The following is a 22,099-nucleotide window of genomic DNA, read 5'->3' as shown; positions in this document are numbered from 1 at the left end:
TGTTCATCTATTACTGTTCATCACGGTGCGCATTATGCCGTGTGTTATCGAGAAGCATTCATAAACACACCTAAAAGGTGCCGATCTGTGATGAGGTGGGTGACAAAATCCTGTGGAGCGAGCTTGCTCGCGATAGCGGCCTGTCAGCCACATCACTGTCGGCTGACCCACTGCTATCGCGAGCAAGCTCGCTCCCGCAGGGGAAACGCGGTTTCATCGAGAACAAAAACAAAAAAACGGCGCTTTCCATTTCTGGAAAAACGCCGTTTTCTATTACGCAACAAGGCCGGAACGATGGACGTTCAAGCGCCCGAACGCATTACACGTAAAACGATTTCAGCGGCGGAAAGCCATTGAATTCCACCGCGCTATAGCTGGTGGTATAGGCCCCGGTCGACAACCAGTACAGGCGATCACCAATGGCCAGGTTCAACGGCAGACCGTATTTGTAGTTTTCATACATGATGTCGGCGCTGTCGCAGGTCGGCCCGGCGATGACCACTTCTTCCATCTCGCCTTTCTTCTCGGTCCAGATCGGGAACTTGATGGCTTCGTCCATGGTTTCGATCAGGCCAGAGAACTTGCCCACATCCGTGTACACCCAACGCTCGACAGCGGTACGGGACTTACGCGCCACCAACACCACTTCGCTGACCAGGATACCGGCGTTGGCGATCAACGAACGGCCAGGCTCCAAGATGATTTCCGGCAGGTCGTCGCCGAAGTCTTCCTTGAGGAAACGGATGATTTCCTCGGCGTAGGTGTCCAGGCTGTTGGTGCGGGTGATGTAGTTGGCCGGGAAGCCGCCACCCATGTTGATCAGCTTCAAGACGATGCCGTCTTCTTCCTTCAGACGCTCGAAGATCACCTTGACCTTGGCGATGGCCGCGTCCCAGACGCTGATGTCGCGCTGTTGCGAGCCGACGTGGAACGAAATGCCGTATGGCACCAGGCCCAAGTCGCGGGCCAGGATCAGCAGGTCCATGGCCATGTCGGTCTGGCAGCCGAACTTGCGCGACAACGGCCAGTCAGCGGTGGTCGAGCCTTCGGTGAGGATCCGCACATAAACCTTCGAACCCGGCGCGGCCTTGGCGATGTTGCGCAAGTCGGCTTCGGAGTCGGTGGCGTACAGGCGCACACCCTTCTCGTAGAAGTAGCGGATGTCGCGGGATTTCTTGATGGTGTTGCCGTAGCTGATCCGGTCCGGGCCCACGCCACGGCTCATGACCTTGTCCAGCTCATAAATCGAGGCGATGTCGAAGTTCGAGCCTTTATCCTTGAGCAGGTCAATGATTTCCACCGCCGGGTTGGCCTTGACGGCGTAGTAGACCTTGGCGAATTCGAAACCGGCGCGCAGGTCGTCATAGGCCTGGGAGATCATCGCGGTGTCGATCACCACGAACGGGGTTTCCTGCTTGTCGGCGAACGCTTTCATTTTCTGGAAAGTTTCGCGCGCGAAATAATCTTCGACCTGGATCGACATACTTGGGACTCCTACTGGCAAACATCAGGATCAATGGGTGTGAGGGCAAGCAGCCCTCGTGAACGTCCTCCGTATCCCCACTTTGGTTCGCCTACTTCCCAAGGCATGTCGCCGAAAGCAAAAAGGCCATGGGATACATGATTCCCTTGGCCTTGCTGTCTCGTCGTCAGTACTTGAGCCGGATGGATCGTTTCCAGCATGGACGTTCGGCGCGAACTTTAGGGCGTGAGGGGCCTGAGATCAACTAAAAATGTCGCGTTTTTGCACACATCCGTCGTGCGGCCCGCGACAGCTCATGATGTAACCGACCTGCGTGACAGATTGATGTTCAATTGGATCGGTTTTCAGGCCGCCGGATGTGCCTTTGTGGCGAGGGAGCAAGCTCCCTCGCCACAAAAGCTGTTGTGCCCGGTCAGGCAGAGGCCGTCTCGGCCGGCGAGACAATGCTGGTCTTGCCGCCGCGCGAGCGCCCGGAACTGAGGTATTCGGCGATGGATTCCTGGGTCACCTCGCCGAGGAACACCCGCTCGGCGTCCATCACCGGCAGCCACGAGCGGTTGAACTCGTACATGCGCGACAGCAGGATGCGCAGGTGTTCGTCGTAGGCCGCGGTGGCGTTGAATTCACGCAAGTACTGCGCGCAGGTGCCGCTCTGACGGTACAGGTCGCGCCGTCGCACATAGCCCAGGGCCTTGTTCTCGGCACAGGTGACCACCACGTAGCGACGGTCATGTTCGTCCATCAGCTCCAGCGCCTCGCTCACCGGGGTTTCGGGGCTGACCGAAGGCGCGTTGTCGGCGGCGTCTTCGGCCTTGACCAGCAGCAGGCGCTTGAGCGTGCTGTCCTGGCCGACGAAACTGCTGACGAACTCGTCGGCTGGATGCGCCAACAGGGTATCCGGATGATCGAACTGGACCAGCTTGCCGGCGCGGAAGATCGCAATCTTGTCCCCCAGCTTGATAGCTTCGTCGATGTCGTGGCTGACCATGATCACGGTCTTGTTCAGCGCCCGCTGCATTTCGAAGAACTCGTTCTGGATCATCTCGCGGTTGATCGGGTCCACCGCGCCGAACGGTTCGTCCATCAGCAACAGCGGCGCATCGGCCGCCAGGGCCCGGATCACGCCGATCCGTTGCTGCTGGCCGCCGGACAGCTCGCGAGGGTAGCGATGCAGGTACTGCTTGGGCTCGAGCTTGATCATGCTCATCAGTTCGCGGGCACGGTCGTGGCACTTCTGCTTGTCCCAGCCCAGCAGGCGCGGGACCACGGTGATGTTTTCCTCGATGGTCATGTTCGGGAACAGGCCGATCTGCTGGATCACGTAGCCGATGTTGCGGCGCAGGGTCACTTCGTCCAGGCCGGTGGTGTCTTCGCCGTTGATCAACACCTTGCCCGAGGTGGGCGGGATCAGGCGGTTGATCATCTTCAGCGTGGTGCTTTTGCCACAGCCCGACGGCCCGAGGAACACGCAGATCTCGCCTTCGTTGACGATCAGGTTCACCGAGTCCACGGCCTTGACGTCCTTGCCGTTGCTCTTGAAGGTTTTGCTGAGGTTTTGAAGTTCGATCATTTCAATAGTCCTTTTGGGGTCAGCGAGCGTTGCAGCCATTGCAGAAGCAGGTCGGCGAAGATGGCCAGGAGACTGACCAGCACGGCGCCGACGATCAGCATCGACATGTCGCTGCGGCTGATGGAAGCGAGGATGAGCACGCCCAGGCCACCGGCGCCGATGGTGGCGGCGATGGTCATGACGCCGATGTTCATGACCACGGCAGTGCGTACGCCGGCCAGGATCACCGGCACGGCGATGGGCAGTTCGACCATGCGCAGGCGCTGGGCGAAGGTCATGCCGATGCCGCGGGCGGCTTCACGGATACCCGGTTCGACGCCGGTCAAGGCCAGGTAGGTGTTGCGCATGATCGGCAACAGCGAATAGAGAAACACCGCGGTGATCGCCGGCATCGGGCCCAGGCCTTGGCCGAACTTGGAGTAGAACGGCAACAACAGGCCGAACAGCGCGATCGACGGAATCGTCAACAGCACTGTGGCGCTGGCCTGCAAGGGGCCGGCGAGCGCCGGGAAGCGGGTCATGAAAATACCCAGGGGCACGCCGACCACAATGGCCAGGGTCACGGCGATGCCCACCAGGGTGATGTGCTGCCAGGTCAGATGCAGCACCAGCGGCCAGTCCAGATGGGAAAAGGCGTCAAGAAAATCCATGGCTTTTCCTCCAGGTCATTGGGTTGAGAGCAGCGAATGTTGGCGCAGGAAATCGGCGGCAACGGCGGAGGGGCTTTCATGATCGACGTCCACGCGGGCGTTGAGCTGGCGCATGGTTTCATCGTCGAACAGCTCGGCCAGGGGCTTGAGCTGCGCGGCCAGTTGCGGGTGCGCGTCGAGGAACGCCTGGCGCACCACCGGCGCGGCGGTGTAGTCGGGGAAGTAGTGCTTGTCATCTTCCAGCAACTTCAACTTGAACGCGTTCAGCCGGCCGTCGGTGGTATAGACCAGGCCGGCGAACACCTGACTGTTGCGCAGGGCGGTGTAGACCAGGCCCGCGTCCATCTGCCGGATGTTCTTGCGGGTCAGGTTCATGCCGTACTGCTCGACCATGCCCGCCAGGCCGTCGGAACGGTTGGCGAATTCGGTGTCGAGGGCCACCAGATGATTGTCATCGGCTTCGGCCTGCAACACCGTGTTCAACTGGCTGATGGAGTTGATCTGTGGGTATTGTTTCGCGACTTTTTCCGGCAGCGCCAAGGCGTAGGTGTTGCTGAATTTCGACGGTGTCAGCCAGGCCAGGCCCTTTTTTGCGTCGAGTTCCTTCACCCGGGCGTAGGACTGGGCGCTGTCGAGTTTTTCCGTGACGTGGTTGTAGGCCACCAGCGACACGCCGGTGTATTCCCACAAAAGGTCCAATTGCCCGGTTTCATGGGCGCTGCGGGCCAGGTTGCTGCCCAGGCCGCCGGTGATCTGCGCGTCGTAGCCCTTGGCGCGCAGATATTGCGCGGTGATTTCCGCCAGCAGTGTCTGCTCGGTGAACACCCGGGCGCCGAGGCGGATCAGCGGTTTTTCAGTCGCTTGGGCGAACCCTGCGAACAGCAGGACACAGCCCAATATCAAGCTCAACTTCTTCATAAACGATTTCCTTTTTCCAGCCGGCTTATGACGGTCGCAGACCGCGTTCCAGCCAGAGGCGGCTGGCCAGTGTCACCAGGCCGTCGAGCAGCAACGCCAACAGGGCGGTGCAGGCCGCGCCGAGCAACAGCTGCGGCTGGTTGTTCAAGGCGATGCCAGGGAAGATCAGGCTGCCGAGGCTGTTGGCACCGATCAGGAACGCCAGGGGCGCAGTGCCGACGTTGATCGCCAGGGCCACGCGCACGCCACCGACAATGATCGGTACGGCGTTGGGCAACTCGACTTTCCACAGCACCTGGCGTGGGGTCATGCCGATACCGACGGCGGCTTCCTTGAGGGAGCCCTGGACATTCTTCAGGCCTTCATAGGTGTTGCGCACGATGGGCAGCAGCGAGGCAAGGAACAGGGCGAAGATGGCAGGCCCGCTGCCGATGCCCAGGATGCCCAGGGCGATGGCCAGCACGGCCAGGGGCGGTACGGTATTGCCGATGTTGAACACTTGCATGAAGCGTTCGGCGCGCCCGACCAGGCTGGGGCGGCTGAGGGCGATGCCGGCGGGGATGCCGACAACCAGGGCCGCCAGCATGGAGGCCAATACAAGCATCAGGTGCGCTTGCAGGTAAAACAGCAGATCGTCGCGGTAGCGTTGGATCGTATCGATGCCGATCCAGTGGATCAACAGGGCCAGGAGCGCGACGACGACCGCACCCCCGATAAGCCCTTTGCCATAGCGGATAGCCACAGGCGGACTCCTTTGTCTTTCAGTCGGCGCACGCTTTCCCGGGCGGCAAACCATCACTGGTTGCCGGAAAAACGTTCGCGAGAAGCAGCTCTTTTCGAGGCCGGTAAACGGCCGTCGAAGTGAGCCATGAGCGCAGCCTCGTCAGGCTAACTTGCTGATTTTTCAGACCCTGACGGTTGCTCGTATCAGGGGGGTGGACGCCTCCACGCGGCAAAAGGTTCCCATGGAAGGGATGATCTGGCCACCTTGGATGTGCTCAACGGTTCGGTTCCTGGCACAAGTTGAGCTATAATCGCCGCCCTTTTTTGAATCACCTGCCAGGCGATTTCCCATGACCAAACAGGCCGCCGAAGTCGCGAAACGCCGCACTTTCGCCATTATTTCCCACCCCGATGCCGGTAAGACCACCATCACCGAAAAGCTCTTGCTGATGGGCAAGGCGATTGCGGTCGCCGGCACGGTGAAGTCTCGCAAGTCCGACCGCCATGCCACCTCCGACTGGATGGAAATGGAAAAACAACGGGGTATCTCCATTACCACGTCGGTCATGCAGTTCCCGTATCGCGATCACATGATCAACCTGCTCGACACCCCGGGCCACGAAGACTTCTCCGAAGACACCTACCGCACCCTGACGGCAGTGGACTCGGCCTTGATGGTCCTCGACGGCGGTAAAGGCGTCGAGCCACGGACCATCGCGCTGATGGACGTCTGCCGCCTGCGGGACACGCCGATCGTCAGCTTCATCAACAAACTCGACCGCGACATCCGCGACCCGATCGAACTGCTCGACGAGATCGAAGCCGTCCTGAAGATCAAGGCGGCGCCGATCACCTGGCCGATCGGTTGCTACCGCGACTTCAAGGGCGTGTACCACCTGGCCGACGACTACATCATCGTCTACACCGCCGGTCACGGGCACGAGCGCACCGACGTCAAGATCATCGAGAAGCTCGACTCCGACGAGGCCCGCGCGCACCTGGGCGATGAATACGATCGTTTCGTCGAGCAGCTGGAGCTGGTGCAGGGCGCCTGCCATGAGTTCAACCAGCAGGAATTCCTCGACGGCCAACTGACCCCGGTGTTCTTCGGTACCGCCCTGGGCAACTTCGGCGTGGACCATGTACTCGACGCCGTGGTCGATTGGGCCCCGCGCCCGCTGCCACGCGTCGCCAACGAGCGCACCGTGGAACCGGTGGAGGAGAAATTCTCGGGCTTCGTGTTCAAGATCCAGGCGAACATGGACCCCAAGCACCGCGACCGCATCGCCTTCATGCGCATCTGCTCCGGCAAGTACGACAAGGGCATGAAGATGCGCCACGTGCGCACCGGCAAGGACGTGCGCATCGGCGACGCCTTGACCTTCTTCTCCTCGGAACGCGAACAACTGGAAGAAGCCTTCGCCGGTGACATCATCGGCCTGCACAACCACGGCACCATCCAGATCGGCGACACCTTCACCGAAGGTGAAACCCTGGGTTTCACCGGCATCCCACACTTCGCCCCGGAACTGTTCCGCCGCGTACGCCTGAAGGACCCGCTCAAGTCCAAGCAGCTGCGCCAGGGGCTGCAGCAACTGGCCGAAGAGGGCGCCACCCAGGTGTTCTTCCCGGAGCGCAGCAACGACATCATCCTCGGCGCCGTCGGTGTGCTGCAGTTCGATGTGGTCGCCAGCCGCTTGAAAGAGGAATACAAGGTCGAGTGCTCCTACGAGCCGATCACCGTGTACTCCGCCCGTTGGATCGAATGCGGTGACAAGAAGAAACTCGAGGAATTCTCCAACAAGGCTGTGGAAAACCTCGCCTTGGACGGCGGCGGTCACCTGACCTACCTGGCCCCGACCCGGGTCAACCTGGCGCTGATGGAAGAGCGCTGGCCGGATGTGAAATTCCGCGCGACGCGTGAGCATCATTAAGCGCTGAGCGTTGAAACCGAAACCCCGTTGCGAAAGCTGCGGGGTTTTTTATGACCTGCCCCATATCCTGGGCATATATAACTCACTGTGGGAGCGGGCTTGCTCGCGAAAGCGGCGGGTCAGCTTGCCTGGATGTTGGCTGTGCCGGCCTCTTCGCGAGCAAGCTCGCTCCCACACTGGATCTTCAGAGAACAGAAAATTTGTGTTCGGCACAGATTCTCTGTGGGAGCGAGCCTGCTCGCGATGGCGGCAAGTCAGCTTGCATGGGGCAGGTTGCTAACGCGGATCGGCGATATCCAGCGCCCGATTCGCCAGCAACTCACTCACCTCAATCACTTGCAGGATCCCCAGCGCAACATGCCGGCGAGAGCCTTCAAGGTCGAATGCCAAGTCGCTGATCATGGCGTTGGCGGAGGCCAGGTTTTCGCTGAGGTTGGCGAGCAGGCTTTCGCTATCAATCCCCTCCACGACGGTCAAGAGCTGAGCAGCTCGCGGCTCTTTCTTGGCTTTGGCCTGTTCCGGCTTCAAATAATAATCGAGCGCCCGCTCAGTGGCTTCGTGGAATTTTTCCGGATCGAGGCTTGAGTAAGAAGAGGTGGGGTCTGATTCTGGGGGATTGGGTGTAGCTTTGAACATGATGACGCTCCTATGAGGAATGGGCGTCGCCAAGACCTGTCGCTAAACAGAGTGGTGGCGACTGCACGCAGGTTAGCGAACCGGACATAGGCACCCGGCAGACCCGAAGGTCTCCTACATACAGCCGCCATAACGTAATCGCGGTTGGACCCCCCAATGCAGCATGGTTGTTTATGTGCCTATGGTTCGGGTCGCTAAACCCGACCGCTGATTTTCAGCGACCCGGTAACCATAGAGTCCGGCCTCAAGGCGCACAAACCGGCGGATTCTGGCTGAGTTGTAGGCAAAGGTGCAAGGCGATGTAGCCTCGGGACTAGTGCTCCGTGTTACTGGTTTATGTCTGTAAGGCTTTAGGAGGGTGGGCGATGGCGGGGGTTGAAGGTACTGGCGCCATCGCGGGCGAGCCTTGCTCCCATATGGGTTCCTGGCGTTAGTAGGTTTGGAGATAACGCTTATTCGAAACCAATCTGTCGGGCAGCGGCATTTCTGACTGTCATGCAGCGTCCTATCTGGTGAACCGGCCTGTTCAGAACTAGATTTTCTTGAGCGCCGTCAGGCCCCGGCTTCACCCGGAAAAGAAGGAGTTGGCTATGAACAAGCTTCTACGCATGATGTTTTTGCTGAAGGTTTTGGTGATGCTGTCCCTGGGCTCTACCGCCGCATGGGCCGAATGCGATGAGCATGAGAAACACGCGTCGACTGGGCAAGTGGCGCAAGGCGAGATGATGCTTGCCGCGACCACCACACAGGAGTCGGGTGATCAGGATGGTGATGACTCGACGATCGAACAGGACCCCGACGACGGCGGGGAGAGTGGTGAGGGCGACGATGCCGACGAAGGCGATAGCCAGACGTAGATTTCTGCCCTGAAGAAAACCCCTCCAGCCCCGACTGAGCCTCAGTCGAGGCTGGAGGGGTTTTTTTATGCGAGTGCATAACCAAAAGCGAAAACGTACCCCTGTGGCGAGGGAGCAGGCTCCCTCGCCACAAGTGTTCTGTCTGCCTTTTGCCTTACGCCGCGCCGTCGAGGAAACGTTCAGCGTAGTGACACGCCACCAGGCGGTTATCGAGCGGCCGCAAGGCCGGTTCTTCAGTCTTGCAACGTTCGGTGGCGTACGGGCAGCGTTTGTGGAAGGCGCAGCCGGGCGGCGGGTTGAGCGGGTTGGGCAATTCGCCGACGATCTTGATCTTCGGCTTGTTCGGGTCCGGGTGGATGGTTGGCGTGGCCGACAGCAGCGCCTGGGTGTACGGGTGCAACGGGCGGCTGTAGATGCTCTCGTTGGGGCCCATTTCCACCGGCCGGCCGAGGTACATCACCATCACGTCATCGGCCACGTGCTGCACCACCGCCAGGTTGTGGGAAATGAACACGTAGGCGGTGTTGAATTCCTGCTGCAAATCCATGAACAGGTTCAGCACCTGGGCTTGGATCGACACGTCCAGCGCCGACGTCGGTTCGTCCGCCACCAGCACCTTGGGTTGCAGCATCATGGCGCGGGCCAGGGCGATGCGCTGGCGCTGGCCGCCAGAGAACATGTGCGGGTAGCGCTGGTAATGCTCGGGGCGCAAGCCTACCTGCTTCATCATCGCCTGGACTTTTTCCCGCCGCTCGGTGGCCGACAGGTTGGTGTTGATCAGCAACGGCTCGGCCAGTTGATCGCCGATTTTCTGCCGTGGGTTGAGGGACGCATAAGGGCTCTGGAAGACCATCTGCACGTCTTTGCGCAATTGCTTGCGTTCGGCCTTGTTGGCACCGGTCACTTCCTGGCCGGCGATTTTCAAGGAGCCGGAGGACGGTTCTTCGATCAGCGTCAGGGCCCGGGCGAGGGTGGATTTGCCGCAACCGGATTCACCCACCACGGCCAGGGTCTTGCCGGCTTCCAGTTCGAACGACACACCGTTGAGGGCGCGCACGGTCGCATGGCCCTTGAACATGCCACGGGACACTTCGTAATGACGGGTCAGGTCACGGGCGGTAAGTACGACGGCCATCACGCCACCTCCTGGTTCAACGGGTAGAAGCAGCGGGCGAGGCTGTTGGATTTCGGATCGAGGGCCGGGCGTTGTTGGCGGCAGTTGTCTTGCACGTACGGGCAGCGCGGCGACAGCAGGCAGCCTTGCGGACGGTCGTAGCGACCGGGCACGATGCCCGGCAGGGTCGCCAGGCGCTCGGCGCCCATGCTGTGCTCCGGAATCGCCGCCAGCAGCGCTTCGCTGTAGGGGTGGGCGGGAATGTCGAACAGTTGCGGCACCTGGCCCACTTCCACGGCCTGGCCGGCGTACATCACGCACACGCGCTGGGCGGTTTCAGCCACCACGGCCAGGTCATGGGTGATCAGCACCAGGCCCATGTCCTGTTCTTTTTGCAGGGCCAGCAGCAGGTCCATGATCTGGGCCTGGATGGTCACGTCGAGGGCGGTGGTCGGTTCGTCGGCGATCAGCAACTTCGGCTCGCCGGCAATGGCCATGGCAATTGCCACGCGCTGGCTCATACCCCCGGACAACTGGTGAGGGTAGGCGTCCATGCGGCTGGCGGCGCCAGGTATCTCGACTTTTTCCAGCAGTTCGATGGCGCGCTTGCGGGCGGCCTTGCCGGACATCTTCAGGTGCAGGCGCAGCACTTCTTCGATCTGGAAACCCACGGTGTAGCTGGGGTTGAGCGCGGTCATCGGGTCCTGGAAAACCATTGCCAGGTCCTTGCCGACGATCTGCCGGCGCTGGCGGTTGCTCAGCTTGAGCATGTTCTTGCCGTCGAAGTTCAGCGCATCGGCGGTGACGATGCCGGGGTGCTCGATCAGGCCCATCAGCGCCATCATGGTCACGGATTTACCCGAGCCCGATTCGCCGACGATCGCCAGGACTTCGCCTTTTTCCACGCTCAGGTCCAGGCCATCGACCACCGGCACGGCGGTGGCGTCGCCGAAGCGAACGTTGAGATTCTTGATTTCTAGCAGTGACATGGGAATCTCCTCAGGCGGCATTCTTGAGTTTCGGGTCCAGCGCATCGCGCAGACCGTCGCCCATCAGGTTGATTGCCAGCACGCTGAGCAAAATGGTCAAGCCAGGCAGGCTCACGACCCACCAGGCGCGTTCGATGTAGTCCCGGGCCGAGGCCAGCATGGTGCCCCACTCCGGGGTCGGCGGTTGCACGCCGAGGCCGAGGAAGCCCAGGGCGGCGGCGTCGAGGATGGCCGAGGAGAAGCTCAAGGTTGCCTGGACGATCAGCGGTGCCATGCAGTTGGGCAGCACGGTGATGAACATCAGGCGCGGCAGGCCGGCACCGGCCAGGCGGGCGGCGGTGACGTAGTCACGGTTCAGTTCGCCCATCACCGCGGCACGGGTCAGGCGCACGTAGGACGGCAGCGAGACGATGGCGATGGCGATCACGGTGTTGATCAGGCCTGGGCCGAGGATGGCGACGATCGCCACGGCCAGCAGCAGCGAAGGCAGGGCGAGCATGATGTCCATCAGGCGCATGATGGTCGGGCCGAGGATGCGCGGGAAGAACCCGGCGAACAGGCCCAGCAGGATGCCCGGGATCAGCGACATCACCACCGACGACAAACCGATCAGCAGCGACAGGCGCGAACCCTGGATCAGGCGCGACAGCAAATCGCGGCCCAGTTCGTCGGTGCCCAGCAGAAACTGGATCTGCCCGCCTTCAAGCCAGGCCGGCGGCGTCAGCAGGAAGTCGCGGTACTGCTCGCTCGGGTCGTGAGGCGCGACCCACGGGGCGAAGATCGCGCAGAACACGATCAGGATCATGAACAACAGCCCGGCCACGGCGCCCTTGTTGCGGGAAAACGCGTGCCAGAATTCTTTGTAGGGGGATGGGTACAGCAGGCTTTGATCGACTGCTACCGCGGTAGTTGGAGTACTCATGGTTTTGATCTCAGCGCTGGTGACGGATGCGTGGGTTGGCAAAGCCGTAGAGGATGTCCACGACGAAGTTGACCAGAATCACCAGGCAGGCGATTAACAGGATGCCGTTCTGCACCACGGGGTAGTCCCGGGCGCCGATGGCTTCGATCAGCCACTTGCCGATGCCCGGCCAGGAGAAGATCGTTTCGGTCAGGACCGCGCCGGCCAGCAGCGTGCCGACTTGCAGGCCGACCACGGTCAGCACCGGGATCAGTGCGTTGCGCAGGCCATGTACGAACACCACGCGCGACGGCGACAGGCCTTTGGCCTTGGCGGTGCGGATGTAGTCTTCACGCAGCACTTCGAGCATCGAAGAACGGGTCATGCGGGCGATCACCGCCAGCGGAATGGTGCCCAGCACGATGGCTGGCAGGATCAGGTGGTGGAGGGCATCGAGAAACGCGCCCGGCTCGTCGGCCAGCAGGGTGTCGATCAGCATGAAGCCGGTTTTCGGCTCGATGTCGTAGAGCAGGTCGATCCGTCCCGACACCGGCGTCCAGCCCAGGGACACCGAGAAGAACATGATCAGGATCAGGCCCCACCAGAAGATCGGCATCGAATACCCCGCCAGGGAGATGCCCATCACCCCATGGTCGAACAGGGATCCTCGCTTGAGTGCCGCGATCACCCCGGCCAGCAGGCCCAGGATACCGGCGAACAACAGGGCGGCCATGGACAGTTCCAGGGTCGCGGGAAACAGGGAGCTGAACTCGGTCCATACGCTTTCACGGGTACGCAGCGATTCGCCGAGATCGCCCTGGGCCAGTTTGCCGATGTAGTCCAGGTACTGGGCATACAGCGGTTTATTAAGGCCAAGGCGTTCCATTGCCTGAGCATGCATTTCGGGATCGACCCGACGTTCGCCCATCATCACTTCCACGGGGTCGCCGGGGATCATGCGAATCAACGCGAAGGTCAGCAAGGTGATGCCGAAGAACGTGGGGATCAATAATCCCAGTCGGCGGGCAATAAAACTAAACATCTTCAGGTGTACCTCATCAGCCGGTTAGGCGTGCCCGGCAACTCTTGGGTCAAGAGCGGCCGGGCGTTTTCTTATCTACTTCACCTGGGTGGTGGCGAAGTTGTTGGTGGTGAGCGGGCTAATCACATAGCCTTCTACGTTGTTGCGCATTGCCGTGAACATGCGGGTGTGGGCCATGCTGATCCACGGTTGGTCCTGGTTGAAAATCACCTGGGCCTGTTCATAGAGCTTGATGCGTTCTTCAGGGTTCACTGTGGCGCGAGCCTGGTCGATCAGGGCCTGGAATTTCTCGTTGCACCAGCGCGCGTAGTTTTCGCCGTTCTTGGCCGCTTCGCAACTGAGCATAGGCGTCAGGAAGTTATCCGGGTCGCCGTTATCACCCGCCCATCCGGCGGAGACCATGTCGTGCTCGCCGTTTTTCGCGCGCTTGAGCATTTCGCCCCATTCCATCACGCGGATGTCGACCTTGATCCCGACCTTCGCCAGGTCCGCCTGCATCATCTGCGCGCCGAGCATCGGGTTGGGGTTGGTCGGGCCGCCGCCATTGCGGGTGAACAGGGTGAACACGGTGCCTTCCGGCACGCCGGCTTCCTTGAGCAGCTCGCGGGCCTTGTCGAGGTTGCGGGGCGGGTTCTTCAGGTCGTGGTTGAAACCCAGCAGGGTTGGCGGGTACGGGTTGACCGCCACGGTGGCGTTGCCCTTGCCGAACAGCGCGTTGACGTAGGCTTCCTTGTCGAAGGCCAGGTCGATGGCTTTGCGCACCCGCACGTCGCTCATGTATTTGTGGCTGGTGTTCAGGGCAGTGTAGGAGACGGTCATCGCGTCCAGTTCAGCGACCTTCAGGTTCGGGTCTTTTTTGATGCTGGGGATGTCATCGGGTTTGGGGTACAGCGCGATCTGGCACTCGTTGGTCTTGAGCTTCTGCATGCGCACGTTGTTGTCGGTGGCGATGGCCAATACCAGCGCATCGGCCGGTGGCTTGCCACGGAAGTAGTCCGGGTTGGCCTTGAAGCGAACCTGGGCGTCCTTGTTGTAGCGCTGGAAGACGAACGGCCCGGTGCCGACCGGCTTGCTGTTGAGATCGCCGGCCTTGCCGGCCTTGAGCAACTGGTCGGCGTATTCGGCCGGGTAGATCGAGGAGAAGGCCATGGCGATGTCGGCCAGAAATGGCGCTTCGCGGCGGGTCAGGCTGAACTTGACCGTGTGCTCGTCGACTTTCTCGACGCTTTTGAGCAGTTCCTTGAAGCCCATGCTTTCAAAGTAGGGGAAGCCCACGCTCGACAGTTTGTGCCATGGGTGGTTCGGGTCCAGCTGGCGCTGGAAGCTCCAGACCACGTCGTCGGCGTTCATGTCGCGGGTCGGCTTGAAGTATTCGGTCGTGTGGAACTTGACGCCCTTGCGCAGGTGGAAGGTGTACGTCAGGCCATCGTCACTGATGTCCCAGGATTCGGCCAGGGCCGGAATCACCTCGGTGGTGCCGGGCTTGAAGTCGGCCAGGCGGTTGAAAATGGTTTCCGCCACGGCGTCGGCGGTGACTGCAGTCGTGTATTGGACCATGTCGAAGCCTTCCGGGCTGGCTTCTGTGCAAACCACCAGGGGTTTGGCCGTGGCGCCAACGGCGACACTCAGCAATGCGGCGGCGATGGCGGCGCGTAGGGGGTTCATGTTCATCGTCAATCCTCTGCAATCGGGTCAATGGCAAAAGACCGGACGGTCAACCTTGTGAGTCGACCGCCCGGTGGCAGTTTAGAGAATGTTGAACGGGATGGTGGTAACGAGGCGGAACTCGTTGAGGCTGCCATCGGCCTGGTTTTCGCTGGCGCGGTGTGCGGTGTAGGTCGCACGGATCGCGGTGGCTTTCAGAGGGCCGCTCTGTACGGCATAGGACGCACCGACGCCGTATTCGTAGTGGTGCTCACCGTCCATCGCCCGCACGTCGCTGTAACCGGTGCTGTTGTAGTGCGTACCGTCGATACCCCAGCCGCGCGCCTGGTAGATGTTGAACTTCAGGCCCGGCACGCCGTATTCAGCCATGTTCAGACCGTAGGCGATCTGGAAGGATTTCTCGTTCGGGCCGTTGAAGTCCGACAGCAGGGAGTTGGCCAGGTAGATGCCGTTGGTTTCGTGCAGGTAGTCGAAGTACTCGTTACCGTTCACTTCCTGGTACGAGAATGTCAGGCTGTGGGCCTGGTGCGTCAGGCCGAACGACAGGGAGTAGGTGTCGTTGTCGATTTCGCCCAGCTTGCTTTTGCCCGAGTCCACGGTCTTGTAGTAGTTCAGGCCGGTGGTCAGGCTCAGCACCGAACTGTCGCCCAGCTCATGGGTGGCGCCGAAGTAGTACTGGTTCCACATGTCCTCGGCTTCGGTCGCCCAGAGGCTGGTCTTCAGGCTGGCCAGTGGCTGGTAAGTGATACCGGCGGTGTTGACGTGATCGGTCTCGACGCTGCTGTCACCGTATTCGGAGCGGAACTTGCGCTGGCTCTCTTCGGTACGCGGCGAGTTGCGGTCGAAGGTGGCGATGTCGAATGCCAGGTTTTCGAATTCTTCGCTGTGCAGGCTGACACCCTGGAAGCTGGAAGGCAGGGCACGGTTGCCGATGACGTCGACCATCGGGCTGCTGAAATTCTGGCGGCCGGCGGTCAGGGTGGTGTTGGAAACGCGGGCCTTGAGGTTGGCCAGGCCCAGCTTGCTCCACTGGCCCACGGCGTCGCCGCCTTCGCGGGTCAGGGTACGGTTGTTGCCGGCGCCAGGACGGGTGGTCGGTGCACCGCCGTTGTTGGACGCCAGGTCCTTGCGATCCTGGTCCAGGGCGATGGCGTTGTAGGCGGCCAGTTCGGTGCTGAAGCCCACGGTGCCTTCGGTGAAGCCCGAGTTGTACTTGATGATGGTGCCCTGCACCCAGTTGATCCGGCGGTCGGTCTCGCGAGCTTCGCCGTTCTTGCGATAGGTGAGTTTCGTGCCGCGCTTGAATTGCTCGTTGGCGTACCAGTTGCGCGTGGTGCCAGTGATGGACTGGCCGTCGATGAAGCCTTTGGCTTCGCTTTGCTCGCTGGTGGTCTTGAGGGTCACCGGGGTGATCGCCTGGCTCTGGGATTCTGCAAAAGCTGTTGCGCTAATGCTGCTGATGGCCAAGGCCAGTATTGCGGTGTTGCTCAGTTTCATCGGTAACGCTCCTTTGCTTTCTTTTTCATGCCGTTCTTTTTTGGTGATACGGCTATCGGTTTTACAACTCATTCACAGCCTGCAAACGTTTGCTTGATGCCTGATCGGCGAATTACGGCAAGACGTCGGCATGGGGCTTCCATAGGAAGCCCGCGCTGTGTGGCTAACGGTTATGGGTTCAGGCTGACGCCCGAAAAGACATTGCGACCGAAGGGGCTGACTTTGAACCCTTCGACTTTGGCACTCAGCGGCTGGTTGACCGTCGAGTGGGCAACAGGGGTGATCGGCACTTGCTGCTTGAGCAACTGCTGGGCCTGTTTGTAGAGCACGGTGCGCTGGTCGCGGTCGGTGACGACCTTGGCCTGCTTGATCAGCTTGTCGTAGTCCTGGTCGCACCACATGGAGTAGTTGTTGCCACCAATGGCGTCGCAGCTGTACAGCGTGCCGAGCCAGTTGTCCGGGTCCCCGTTGTCACCGGTCCAACCGATCAGGCTGACGTCGTGTTCGCCGTTCTTGGTGCGCTTGATGTACTCACCCCATTCGTAGCTGACGATCTTCACTTTCAAGCCGATCTTCGCCCAGTCGGCCTGGAGCATCTCGGCCATCAGCTTGGCGTTGGGGTTGTACGGACGCTGCACGGGCATGGCCCAGAGGGTGATTTCGGTGCCTTCCTTGACCCCGGCGGCCTTGAGCAACTCCTTGGCTTTTTCCGGGTTGTAGGCGGCGTCCTTGATGGTGTCGTCGTAGGACCACTGCGTCGGCGGCATGGCGTTGACCGCCAGTTGACCGGCGCCCTGGTACACGGCATTGAGAATGCCTTGCTTGTTCACCGCCATGTCCAGCGCCCGGCGCACTTCGACCTGATCGAACGGTTTGTGGCGGGTGTTATAGGCGATGTAGCCGAGGTTGAAGCCGGGCTTCTCGATCAGTTGCAGCTTGGGGTCGTTCTTCAAGGCCGGCACGTCGGCCGGACGCGGATGCAGGGTGATCTGGCATTCGTTGGCCTTGAGCTTCTGCACTCGCACCGAGGCATCGGTGTTGATGGAGAAGATCAGATTGTTCAGCTTCACCCGCTCCGGGGCCCAGTACTGCTGGTTGGCGACGTAGCGGATGTTGGAGTCTTTCTGGTAACTCTTGAACTCGAACGGCCCGGTGCCGATCGGCTTCTGGTTGATGTCGCTCGGCTTGCCGCTCTTGAGCAACTGGTCGGCGTATTCGGCCGACAGGATCGCGGCGAAACTCATGGCGATGTTCTGGATGAATGCGGCGTCCACGCTGTTGAGGGTCATGACCACGGTCAATGGCCCGGTCGCTTCCACCTTGGCGATGTTCTTGTTCAGGCTCATGCCGTTGAAGTAGGGGAACTCGGTGGGGTAGGCCTTGCGGAACGGATGCTGCGGATCAAGCATGCGGTTGAAGGTGAACAGGACGTCGTCGGCGTTGAAATCCCGGGTCGGCGTGAAGTAGTCGGTGGTGTGAAATTTCACCCCTTCGCGCAGGTGGAAGGTGTACTTCAAGCCGTCTTCGGAAATGTCCCAGCGGGTTGCCAGGCCTGGAACGACGTTGGTCGCGCCTTTTTCGAACTCGGCCAGGCGGTTGTACAGCGGCTCGGCGGCATCGTTGTCGGTGGCCGTGGTGTATTGCGCGGTGTCGAAACCGGCGGGGCTGCCTTCGGAACAGAACACCAGGCTACCGCCGGCGGCCTGGGCTGCGGACGTCGCGGCCAACAGGCCGGTGCCCAGCAATGCGGATAAAACCAAGGTATGGCGCATGACGCTCCCTCTCTCGTTCGGGGTGTTTTAACAGTGAACCGGCGTCCTTCCGGGGACAGGTCCGGGGCACTGAGTTCATTCCATTGCGTAGCAATGCCGCAGGGCTGGCAAGTCGTCCAAGTGCCGACGGTATGAGCCGTGGACCGGGCGGTAAATGCGTAATGCCTGAAAGACTTGTGGGAAAAGGCGATGCATCCCAAACCAACTGCTGTGGTACGCAGTGCTTTTGGATGTAGGCGTTTTCCTAGGTCTTGGCGTAAAGCAACCCTATGCCGTGGGAGCGAACCCTGCTCGCGATGGCATTGCTTACCGCTCCGCCATCACGCTCTAAAGAGTGGCCGCTACGCCCGAAGCGTCGGATCGGCCCAGCGGGAGCAAGCTCCCTCGCCACAGGTCACCTTATTTGCTGACGCTGACGCCGTAGAAAGAATTCAAGCCAAATGGGCTGATCTTGAAGTCCTGCACGTTGGCGCGCATGGGTTGGAACACCGTCGAGTGAGCGATGGGTGTCATCGGGACAGCATCTTTGAGGATGTGCTGCGCCTGCTTATACAGCTCGGTGCGTTTGGATTGATCCGAAGTGCGCTTGGCTTGCTTGACGATGTCGTCGAACTTTTTGTCGCACCATTTCGAGAAGTTGTTGCCCTGCAGCGAGTCGCAGCCAAACAACACGTTGAGCCAGTTGTCTGGGTCACCGTTGTCGCCGCTCCAGCCGATCAGCATGGCGCCGTTTTCACCACCCTTGGAACGCTTGATGTACTCGCCCCACTCGTAAGTGACGATCTTGGCCTTGATCCCGATCTTGGCCCAGTCCGATTGCAGCATTTCGGCCATCAGCTTGGCGTTCGGGTTGTAGGGACGCTGGACCGGCATGGCCCACAGGGTGATCTCGGTACCTTCCTTGACACCGGCTTCCTTGAGCAGCTCCTTGGCTTTCTCCGGGTTGTACGCCGCGTCCTTGATGGTGGTGTCGTAGGACCACTGGGTCGGTGGCATGGCGTTGACGGCCAGTTGGCCGGCGCCCTGGTAAACCGAGTCGATGATCTGCTGCTTGTTGACGGCCATGTCCAGTGCCTGACGCACTTTCAATTGGGCCATCGGGTTGGGCTGGTCGCTGCCCTTGATTTTGTCCATCACGTTGTAGGCGATGTAGCCCAGGTTGAAGCCCGGTTGGTCCGGCATCTTCAGGTTCTTGTCTTCCTTGATCGCCTTGAGGTCGGCGGGGCGTGGGAAGAGCGTGACCTGGCATTCATTCTTCTTCAGCTTCTGGATACGCACCGATGGGTCGGTGGTGATGGCGAAGATCAGGTTGTCGATCTTCACGTCTTCCGGAAGCCAGTATTCCTTGTTGCCGGTGAAGCGGATGTTCGAGTCTTTCTGGTAGCTCTTGAACACGAACGGGCCGGTGCCGATGGGCTTCTGGTTGATGTCGGAAGGCTTGCCTTCCTTGAGCAACTGGGCGGCGTATTCAGCCGACTGGATGGAGGCGAAGTGCATGGCCATGTTCTGGATGAACGCGGCGTCTACGGCGTTGAGGGTGAACTTGACGGTCTTGTCGTCGAGCTTCTCGACCTTGGCAATGTTGGTGTCCATGCCCATGTCGGTGAAGTACGGGAATTCGGTCGGGTACGCCTTACGGAACGGGTCATCCTTGCTGATCATGCGATTGAAGGTGAACAGCACGTCGTCGGCGTTGAATTCGCGGGTCGGCTTGAAGTACGGAGTGGTGTGGAACTTGACGCCTTCACGCAGGTGGAAGGTGTAGGTCAGGCCGTCTTCGGAAATGTCCCACTTGGTCGCCAGGCCAGGAATCACGGCGGTGCCGCCGCGTTCAAACTGGGTCAGCCGGTTGAATACGGTCTCTGCAGAGGCGTCGAAGTCGGTTCCGGTGGTGTACTGACCCGGGTCAAAACCGGCCGGGCTCCCTTCGGAGCAGAACACCAGGTTAGTCGCGGCTTGGGCGAAAGGTGCGCTGGCTAATAAGCTTGCACCGACTAAAAACGGAATGACCGCTTGTTTAAGCATGTTGGCCTCATGATTTGTTGTCATTTTTGGATTTGAGGGCGACCTCGTGAGTCGTCCTGCGGATACTTATGCAGGCCCCATACCCAATGCAAGATCCAGAGCGGTTGCAAGTCTGAAACAGTGGCACGAACGTACCTTAATGTCGCATTCGTGTAACTTCTGACGCAGTTGACCGTTTGCGGGTGTTTTTTTGGCGCCAAAAGCGCTCCTTGCCGGTGCGCCACGCAACGGTGGCGCACCGGTTTGGCGCGGGTGTTACTTCGTCAAACCCACGCCGTAGAAGGGTGTCAGGCCGAATGGGCTGAGTTTGAAATCCACCACTTTCCTGTTTATTGGCTGGAAGACCGTGGAGTTGGCAATGGGCGTGATCGGCACCTGTTGCTTGAGGATTTTCTGCGCTTGCTGGTACAAATCGATCCGTTGCTGGCGGTCGGTGGATACCTTGGCCTGCTGGATCAAGCGGTCGTAGGCCGGGTCGCACCACTTGGCGTAGTTGCTGCCCTTGACCGCCGCGCAGCTGTACAGCACCCCCAACCAGTTGTCGGGGTCGCCGTTATCGCCGGTCCAGCCGTAGATCATTGCGTCATGCTCGCCATTTTTTGCACGCTTGATGTACTCGCCCCATTCATAACTGACGATGTTGGCCTTGATGCCGATCTTGGCCCAATCCTGCTGGATCATCTGTGCCGACATTCGTGCGTTAGGGTTGGACGCGCGTTGCACCGTCATTGCCCATAAGTTGAGGGTGGTACCCGGCGCAACCCCGACCTCCTTCAGTAGCGCCTTGGCCTTGGTCACGTCGTGGGGCGCGTCCTGGATGCTCGGGTCGAACGACCATTGGGCCGGCGGCAAGGCATTCTGCGCCAACTGCCCGGCGCTCTGGTACACGGCCTTGATGAGCGCCGGCTTGTCGATGGCCATGTCCAGCGCCTGGCGGACCTTGAGCTGGTCCAAGGGCGGGTGTGTCACGTTGTAGGCCAGGAACCCCAGGTTGAAACCGGGCTGCTTGAGCACTTGCAGGTTCGGATCCTGTTCGATCACTTCGATGTCGGCCGGGCGTGGGTAGCCACTGACCTGGCATTCGTCGCGCTTGAGCTTTTGCAGGCGCACGGCGGCGTCCGGGGTGATGGAGAAAATCAGGTTGTCGAGCTTCACGTCCTCGGGTTTCCAGTACGCCATGTTGGCGGCGTAGCGGATCTGCGAGTCCTTCTGGTAGCGCTTGAACACGAACGGCCCGGTGCCGATGGGTTTCTGGTTGAGGTCGCCGGCCTTGCCTTCCTTCAGCAACTGCGCTGCGTATTCGGCGGACTGCACGGAGGCGAAACTCATCGCCAGGTTTTGCACGAAGGCTGCGTCGACGTTGTTCAGGTTGAAGCGCACGGTGTGCTCGTCGACTTTCTCGACGCTTTTGATCGTGGTGTTCAGGCCCATGTCGGTGAAGTACGGCGATTCGGTGGGGTAGGCCTGGCGGAACGGGTGCTGCGGGTCCAGCAGGCGCTGGAAGGTGAACAGCACGTCGTCGGCGTTGAAATCGCGGGAGGGGGTGAAGTAGTCGGTGGTATGGAATTTCACCCCTTCGCGCAGGTGGAAGGTGTAGACCTGGCCGTCGGGGGATACGTCCCAACTGGTGGCTAATCCGGGTTCGACCTCGGTGCCGCCGCGCTTGAACTGGGTGAGGCGGTTGAAGACGGTTTCAGCCGAGGCGTCGAAGTCGGTGCCGCTGGTGTATTGGCTGGGGTCGAATCCGGCGGGGCTGGCTTCGGAGCAGTAGACCAGGGTGGTGGCGGCTTGGGCCATCGGGGCGCTGCTGATCAGGGCCAGGGCGAGCAGGAGAGGCTTGAGGGTGGTTCTGTCCATGAAATCCCTTGGGGGGTGGTGAGGTTTTCAGGAGAGTAGCGTTGCGGGTGGGGGTGTTGGAAATATCGAAAAGTGAGGGGGACCGTTGGGTTTGGGTATAGCGCTTTTCGACGAGGCGGCCTGATAGCCGACCTGTCTCTCCCGGGTGTACTCCCGTCAGGTCTGTGGGAGCAAAGCTTGCTCGCGATGGCGGCCTGACAGCCGGCCAGGATGTTGTTGACCGGGTACATATCCATTGCTGCGGTAACGGCCACTTAGGGTTCCGCTCTTACAGCGGCTCACTTTTGAGAAGCGCAAAAGTAAGCAAAACGCTACATGCCCCACCACTCGGTGCCTCGCTAGGGCTCGGCATGCCCTCACTCCGGCATTGCTCCGTGGGCCCGCCGCGAAGGGCCATCCATGGCCCAGCGCGGCTATCCCGGCATCCATGCCGGGATGCCCACTCCACAATGCCTGCGTTCGGCCA

General features: G+C 60.6%; 17 protein-coding genes. 2 read left to right on the top strand and 15 right to left on the bottom strand.

Features of this window, described 5'->3' with window-relative positions; genetic code table 11:
- Positions 1–319 precede the first annotated feature (319 nt).
- From BT125_RS24640 to BT125_RS24620, 5 genes are all read right to left on the bottom strand, one after another.
- Entirely contained in the window at positions 320–1,483 is a 1,164-nt protein-coding gene (locus tag BT125_RS24640; protein WP_072411286.1) for a type III PLP-dependent enzyme, read from the bottom strand.
- 412 nt (positions 1,484–1,895) lie between these two features.
- On the bottom strand, positions 1,896–3,053 hold the full coding sequence (locus tag BT125_RS24635) for an osmoprotectant ABC transporter ATP-binding protein OsmV (protein WP_072411274.1): 1,158 nt from the start codon (positions 3,051–3,053) through the stop codon (positions 1,896–1,898).
- Positions 3,050–3,703 carry an ABC transporter permease gene (locus tag BT125_RS24630; protein WP_060739198.1) on the bottom strand — a complete coding sequence of 218 codons (654 nt, stop codon included), beginning with the start codon at positions 3,701–3,703 and terminating at the stop codon, positions 3,050–3,052. Before BT125_RS24630 ends, BT125_RS24635 begins: the two co-directional genes overlap by 4 nt.
- 15 nt (positions 3,704–3,718) lie before the next feature.
- Positions 3,719–4,621 carry a glycine betaine ABC transporter substrate-binding protein gene (locus tag BT125_RS24625; protein ID WP_072411272.1) on the bottom strand — a complete coding sequence of 301 codons (903 nt, stop codon included), beginning with the start codon at positions 4,619–4,621 and terminating at the stop codon, positions 3,719–3,721.
- 25 nt (positions 4,622–4,646) lie between these two features.
- On the bottom strand, positions 4,647–5,363 hold the full coding sequence (locus BT125_RS24620; RefSeq protein ID WP_072411270.1) for an ABC transporter permease: 717 nt from the start codon (positions 5,361–5,363) through the stop codon (positions 4,647–4,649).
- 331 nt (positions 5,364–5,694) lie between these two features.
- On the opposite strand from BT125_RS24620, the gene BT125_RS24615 reads away from it, so the two are divergent.
- Positions 5,695–7,278 carry a peptide chain release factor 3 gene (locus BT125_RS24615; RefSeq protein ID WP_072411268.1) on the top strand — a complete coding sequence of 528 codons (1,584 nt, stop codon included), beginning with the start codon at positions 5,695–5,697 and terminating at the stop codon, positions 7,276–7,278.
- A 276-nt stretch (positions 7,279–7,554) separates the two neighbouring features.
- Here the strand turns inward: BT125_RS24615 and BT125_RS24610 are convergent, their stop codons facing one another.
- The gene (locus BT125_RS24610) at positions 7,555–7,914 is read right to left on the bottom strand and encodes a DUF6124 family protein (RefSeq protein WP_072411266.1); all 360 of its coding nucleotides are present in this window, start codon (positions 7,912–7,914) and stop codon (positions 7,555–7,557) included.
- A gap of 590 nt (positions 7,915–8,504) precedes the next feature.
- Between BT125_RS24610 and BT125_RS24605 the strand changes: the two genes are divergently transcribed.
- Positions 8,505–8,771, top strand: a complete 267-nt coding sequence (locus BT125_RS24605) for a hypothetical protein (protein ID WP_072411264.1) — start codon at positions 8,505–8,507, stop codon at positions 8,769–8,771.
- A gap of 154 nt (positions 8,772–8,925) precedes the next feature.
- Here the strand turns inward: BT125_RS24605 and BT125_RS24600 are convergent, their stop codons facing one another.
- From BT125_RS24600 to BT125_RS24560, 9 genes are all read right to left on the bottom strand, one after another.
- On the bottom strand, positions 8,926–9,906 hold the full coding sequence (locus BT125_RS24600; RefSeq protein ID WP_072411262.1) for a peptide ABC transporter ATP-binding protein: 981 nt from the start codon (positions 9,904–9,906) through the stop codon (positions 8,926–8,928).
- Complete coding sequence (locus BT125_RS24595) at positions 9,906–10,874, bottom strand: ABC transporter ATP-binding protein (protein ID WP_014336599.1); 969 nt, start codon at positions 10,872–10,874, stop codon at positions 9,906–9,908. Before BT125_RS24595 ends, BT125_RS24600 begins: the two co-directional genes overlap by 1 nt.
- A gap of 10 nt (positions 10,875–10,884) precedes the next feature.
- Positions 10,885–11,796, bottom strand: coding sequence for an ABC transporter permease subunit (locus tag BT125_RS24590; protein WP_072411260.1), 912 nt, complete (start codon positions 11,794–11,796; stop codon positions 10,885–10,887).
- 10 nt (positions 11,797–11,806) lie between these two features.
- Entirely contained in the window at positions 11,807–12,817 is a 1,011-nt protein-coding gene (locus tag BT125_RS24585) for an ABC transporter permease subunit (RefSeq protein ID WP_053118417.1), read from the bottom strand.
- Between the two features lie 75 nt (positions 12,818–12,892).
- A complete protein-coding gene (locus tag BT125_RS24580) occupies positions 12,893–14,488 on the bottom strand; it encodes an ABC transporter substrate-binding protein (RefSeq protein ID WP_072411258.1) in 1,596 nt (531 codons plus the stop codon).
- A gap of 75 nt (positions 14,489–14,563) precedes the next feature.
- Positions 14,564–15,979, bottom strand: coding sequence for an OprD family porin (locus tag BT125_RS24575; RefSeq protein ID WP_072411256.1), 1,416 nt, complete (start codon positions 15,977–15,979; stop codon positions 14,564–14,566).
- 170 nt (positions 15,980–16,149) lie between these two features.
- Positions 16,150–17,751: an ABC transporter substrate-binding protein gene (locus BT125_RS24570; protein WP_072411254.1), complete on the bottom strand. Its 1,602-nt coding sequence runs from the start codon at positions 17,749–17,751 to the stop codon at positions 16,150–16,152.
- Between the two features lie 399 nt (positions 17,752–18,150).
- Positions 18,151–19,776: an ABC transporter substrate-binding protein gene (locus tag BT125_RS24565; RefSeq protein WP_072411252.1), complete on the bottom strand. Its 1,626-nt coding sequence runs from the start codon at positions 19,774–19,776 to the stop codon at positions 18,151–18,153.
- A 255-nt stretch (positions 19,777–20,031) separates the two neighbouring features.
- On the bottom strand, positions 20,032–21,633 hold the full coding sequence (locus tag BT125_RS24560) for an ABC transporter substrate-binding protein (RefSeq protein ID WP_072411250.1): 1,602 nt from the start codon (positions 21,631–21,633) through the stop codon (positions 20,032–20,034).
- Positions 21,634–22,099: the final 466 nt, after the last annotated feature.

Origin of the sequence: Pseudomonas sp. NFACC04-2 (assembly GCF_900119265.1) — a bacterium.
In the GTDB taxonomy this organism is placed as follows: domain Bacteria; phylum Pseudomonadota; class Gammaproteobacteria; order Pseudomonadales; family Pseudomonadaceae; genus Aquipseudomonas; species Aquipseudomonas fluorescens_AA.
Note: the sequence above shows the minus strand (reverse complement) of the source record. Positions and strands in the feature narration are given on the sequence as shown.

Coding starts and splice junctions, on each gene's coding strand:
- BT125_RS24625 (WP_072411272.1), bottom strand. CDS start 4,621: ATGAAGAAGTTGAGCTTGATATTGGGCTGTGTCCTGCTGTTCGCAGGG.
- BT125_RS24630 (WP_060739198.1), bottom strand. CDS start 3,703: ATGGATTTTCTTGACGCCTTTTCCCATCTGGACTGGCCGCTGGTGCTG.
- BT125_RS24580 (WP_072411258.1), bottom strand. CDS start 14,488: ATGAACATGAACCCCCTACGCGCCGCCATCGCCGCCGCATTGCTGAGT.
- BT125_RS24565 (WP_072411252.1), bottom strand. CDS start 19,776: ATGCTTAAACAAGCGGTCATTCCGTTTTTAGTCGGTGCAAGCTTATTA.
- BT125_RS24585 (WP_053118417.1), bottom strand. CDS start 12,817: ATGTTTAGTTTTATTGCCCGCCGACTGGGATTATTGATCCCCACGTTC.
- BT125_RS24570 (WP_072411254.1), bottom strand. CDS start 17,751: ATGCGCCATACCTTGGTTTTATCCGCATTGCTGGGCACCGGCCTGTTG.
- BT125_RS24635 (WP_072411274.1), bottom strand. CDS start 3,053: ATGATCGAACTTCAAAACCTCAGCAAAACCTTCAAGAGCAACGGCAAG.
- BT125_RS24560 (WP_072411250.1), bottom strand. CDS start 21,633: ATGGACAGAACCACCCTCAAGCCTCTCCTGCTCGCCCTGGCCCTGATC.
- BT125_RS24600 (WP_072411262.1), bottom strand. CDS start 9,906: ATGGCCGTCGTACTTACCGCCCGTGACCTGACCCGTCATTACGAAGTG.
- BT125_RS24590 (WP_072411260.1), bottom strand. CDS start 11,796: ATGAGTACTCCAACTACCGCGGTAGCAGTCGATCAAAGCCTGCTGTAC.
- BT125_RS24640 (WP_072411286.1), bottom strand. CDS start 1,483: ATGTCGATCCAGGTCGAAGATTATTTCGCGCGCGAAACTTTCCAGAAA.
- BT125_RS24595 (WP_014336599.1), bottom strand. CDS start 10,874: ATGTCACTGCTAGAAATCAAGAATCTCAACGTTCGCTTCGGCGACGCC.
- BT125_RS24610 (WP_072411266.1), bottom strand. CDS start 7,914: ATGTTCAAAGCTACACCCAATCCCCCAGAATCAGACCCCACCTCTTCT.
- BT125_RS24575 (WP_072411256.1), bottom strand. CDS start 15,979: ATGAAACTGAGCAACACCGCAATACTGGCCTTGGCCATCAGCAGCATT.
- BT125_RS24605 (WP_072411264.1), top strand. CDS start 8,505: ATGAACAAGCTTCTACGCATGATGTTTTTGCTGAAGGTTTTGGTGATG.
- BT125_RS24615 (WP_072411268.1), top strand. CDS start 5,695: ATGACCAAACAGGCCGCCGAAGTCGCGAAACGCCGCACTTTCGCCATT.